The 3,077-nt window shown below is 36.7% G+C and carries 3 protein-coding genes; 2 read left to right on the top strand and 1 reads right to left on the bottom strand.

What is annotated here, in order from left to right:
• Positions 1 to 454, top strand: a 454-nt coding sequence (locus ACFVSH_RS24700) for a DNA/RNA non-specific endonuclease (protein ID WP_387708383.1), incomplete at its 5' end; no start/stop codon positions are given.
• Positions 455 to 557: 103 nt separating this feature from the next.
• Positions 558 to 983 carry a DUF600 domain-containing protein gene (locus tag ACFVSH_RS24695; RefSeq protein WP_387708381.1) on the top strand — a complete coding sequence of 142 codons (426 nt, stop codon included), beginning with the start codon at positions 558 to 560 and terminating at the stop codon, positions 981 to 983.
• 171 nt (positions 984 to 1,154) lie between these two features.
• Here ACFVSH_RS24695 and ACFVSH_RS24690 read toward each other — a convergent pair whose 3' ends face one another.
• Positions 1,155 to 2,825 carry a M4 family metallopeptidase gene (locus tag ACFVSH_RS24690; protein WP_387598351.1) on the bottom strand — a complete coding sequence of 557 codons (1,671 nt, stop codon included), beginning with the start codon at positions 2,823 to 2,825 and terminating at the stop codon, positions 1,155 to 1,157.
• Positions 2,826 to 3,077: the final 252 nt, after the last annotated feature.

The raw sequence follows: 3,077 nt of genomic DNA, 5'->3' as shown, positions 1-3,077 counted from the left end.
GAGTATTCCTAAGGGTACGGGTAATAAAACCAGTCAGGTTCCACATGTTATCATTAGGGACGGAAGTCATATGCATAAAGATAGAACGTTAAAACCAAATGTTAAGTATCAAGCAGGAGAATATGAGTATTTATATGAGACAGACAGCATGGGGAGACTTAAAGAGTTTAATGCAGATGACTTAAAATTAACAGAAAGAGCAATTAGATTACAACATAAATCTAATACGCCAGGAAAAGAAGCTGGAGATCATGCTGGACACTTAGCTGCTGATAGATTTGGAGGTTCTCCTGATTTAGATAATCTTGTATCTCAATCGAGTAGTGTAAATTTAAGTAAATACAAGAAGTTAGAAAATCAATGGGCTACGGCTATAAAAGAAGGGAAATTTGTTTCCGTCAATGTTAAAGTTAATTATGATGGGGATAAAATGAGACCGAGTGGTTCGATATAGAGTATGAAATAGATGGACGTGTGAGATTCATTAGTTTAGAGAATTAGGAGGTATAGCAATGGAATAGGTATTTGAAGATTACTTTTCAGAGTACCAATCAGATATGGTGGCCATTTGTTTAGAGTATGTCGATAATAAAGCAGATGACATATATATATATTGTTCTGATGAACCAAAAATGTATGTTTTTGATGTTTTCTATAAAATCAACCGAAAGATTGTTCATAAACATCAACTAAATGAAGCAATAAAAAACTTTGAGGGTCAACATAATGTAGTGTATGATGTTTCAGGAGAAAGACAGAAGGCTACTTTAAGAATCGGGAATGAAAATTTGAAACTTATCCATAAAAAGTGTGAAGAGTTTAATAAAGAAATGCCTACTGAAATAAAATTACATTATAATGTGAAACAAAACAGTTTAAAAGGTCTATATAAATATGATTTAGTATATTCTAATGATGACGAACTATTGCCTGATGATATCTTTGATATATGGTTCGAAGAAGTGAAACAAAGGAATTTGTAAATAAGACCTTGATTGGCTAAATACCTTTCAAGGTTTCTTCTTTTGAGGGCTACCTAATGCCGAAAAAATAGTCCCCCAAGCACTTATTCTGGGGGAACATTAAACGCACTTCAATATTCTTCTAAAATCCGCTAAAAATATTGATTCCTGCGGGCGGATCCAATTATATACTTAGTAAATTCCCACCGAATCAAATCCGGCAGCAGCTGCAGCCTCTTCCTTGCTGCCTTCACCATAAATATCAATTGCAGACTGAACAATAGCCTTACGAGCGTCACTAAAATCGGAATTTGGCGTTAAATAAATGCTTATTGCACGATAGTAGATTTGTCCTAACTTGTGCCTTCCAATTTCTTGACCAATCAAGTATGCAGCGTGGTTTGTAATCGAGGAGTTAACATGGACACCGCCGCCATCTACCGAAGTTGGCATGTGATAAAATTCATCCATATGAGCCGGATAGACTCCACTGCCATATGCAGCTCTTTCCGCATTACTTACTACAACACTGTTTGGATTACTCAAGCTGCGCAATCTCGTTACACCGTCAGCTTTAGCAGCTGGTGCCATAATATCCTCACCCATTTCCCAATCATCGTCGTCAACAAGTGCACCAAAGACGTCAGCAAATGATTCGTTTAGTGCTCCAGATTGATTGCGGTAAACTAAATTTGCTGTATGAGTGATGACGCCATGAGTCATTTCGTGGGCAGCAACGTCAAGACCGGCTGATAGTGAAATAAAGAACTCACCGTCACCATCCCCATAGGTCATCCAACGCCCATTCCAGGATGCATTGTTGTAATTATTTCCATAGTGGACCTTAGAAATGATTGCCATTCCTTCACCGTCAAGAGAATTTCGGTCATGCTCATTAAGGTAATAATCATATACCTTTTCCGAATTATAGTGTGCATCGACAAGAGCCCGATCATAGTCGCTGATAAATGCAGCAGAATTCCCCACATATAGAGTATCATTACTGGAACTATTATCATTTTTAGCATCAAACGTAAGGATTCCATCAAGACCATTATGAGAGTAATCAGCTAACGCAAACTGAGTTCCAGATTTAGGTTCCTTCACTTGGGTAATATGTAATTCCCTGTGAGCACCATGTACCCCTTTTCCAGCACCTTTTTGTGTTTTCATTTCATCAGCATGCATTAAACCATTATACTTATCGATGATTTCTCCCGTGTTTGCATCCACAAAGACAAACCAGTTGCCAGGCTCATCCCCCATGAAGTTAACATTCACTTTATAAGCTGTATGATTCTCTCCTTCAAAAGGATAGACTACAAGCTCAGAAGTTGGCTCATACGTTAGCTCTTCAGGGGCATTGACAGATGATAGTGCCTGATTTAGTGCTGCATCACTGCTTAAGGAGGCATTCGTGTACACCGCATCATCGGCAATCGTCTGATTTACTCTTCCGTTGACGGATACGACTTCATTATTCTTGTTAAAATGAACAATAACTTCGGTTCCTTCTACGTTCACTCCATTTATTGATTGATTAAAGCGAACGTGGGTCATACCGAGTTTATCTTTTTGTGAATCTTTTACTTTTAGGTTTTTATCTGGATTTTTAATTCCAGTTTTACCTTCGTTTTTCTTTAAATAATTTAGTGCATTGGAAGGGTTGCTAGAAGAGAATTTCTCTGCAAATCGCTCCTTCACAAAAACAGGAACGCTTGCCTTCTCATTCCACTTTTTAGAAGCTTGTACACTACTAGCCACCTTCGAATCAACCGGCTTCGCAAATACATTACCGGCTGGGATAGAACCTACCAACAACGCTGACGATAGAACTGCAGGAACAATAAACTTTTTCTTCAATATCGATACCCCCTAACTTTTTCCATCTACTTTATTATAGATTATTAAAAGTTAATTTGCATGAATAATCAGAATTATTATAATTTTATAAAAACTATTAAAAAACCCAGATGCTATCTTGTTGTAGGTATAATTTACCACTCGATATTGTGATGAAATTAAAAATACTTCTAAATTTATTGGATTTTCTATACTTTTTTTGTAGTTAATTTAAACTAATTATAAAAAGTAGGATCTTAGCTAGTTAATGAA

Origin of the sequence: Peribacillus sp. NPDC058002 (assembly GCF_042886655.1) — a bacterium.
Taxonomy (GTDB): Bacteria; Bacillota; Bacilli; order Bacillales; family DSM-1321; genus Peribacillus; species Peribacillus aracenensis.
This window is presented reverse-complemented; position numbering and strand designations above follow the sequence as displayed.

What these genes read in the sequence shown, in the direction of transcription:
- ACFVSH_RS24695 (WP_387708381.1), top strand. Translation starts at nt 558, where the DNA reads ATGGTGGCCATTTGTTTAGAGTATGTCGATAATAAAGCAGATGACATA.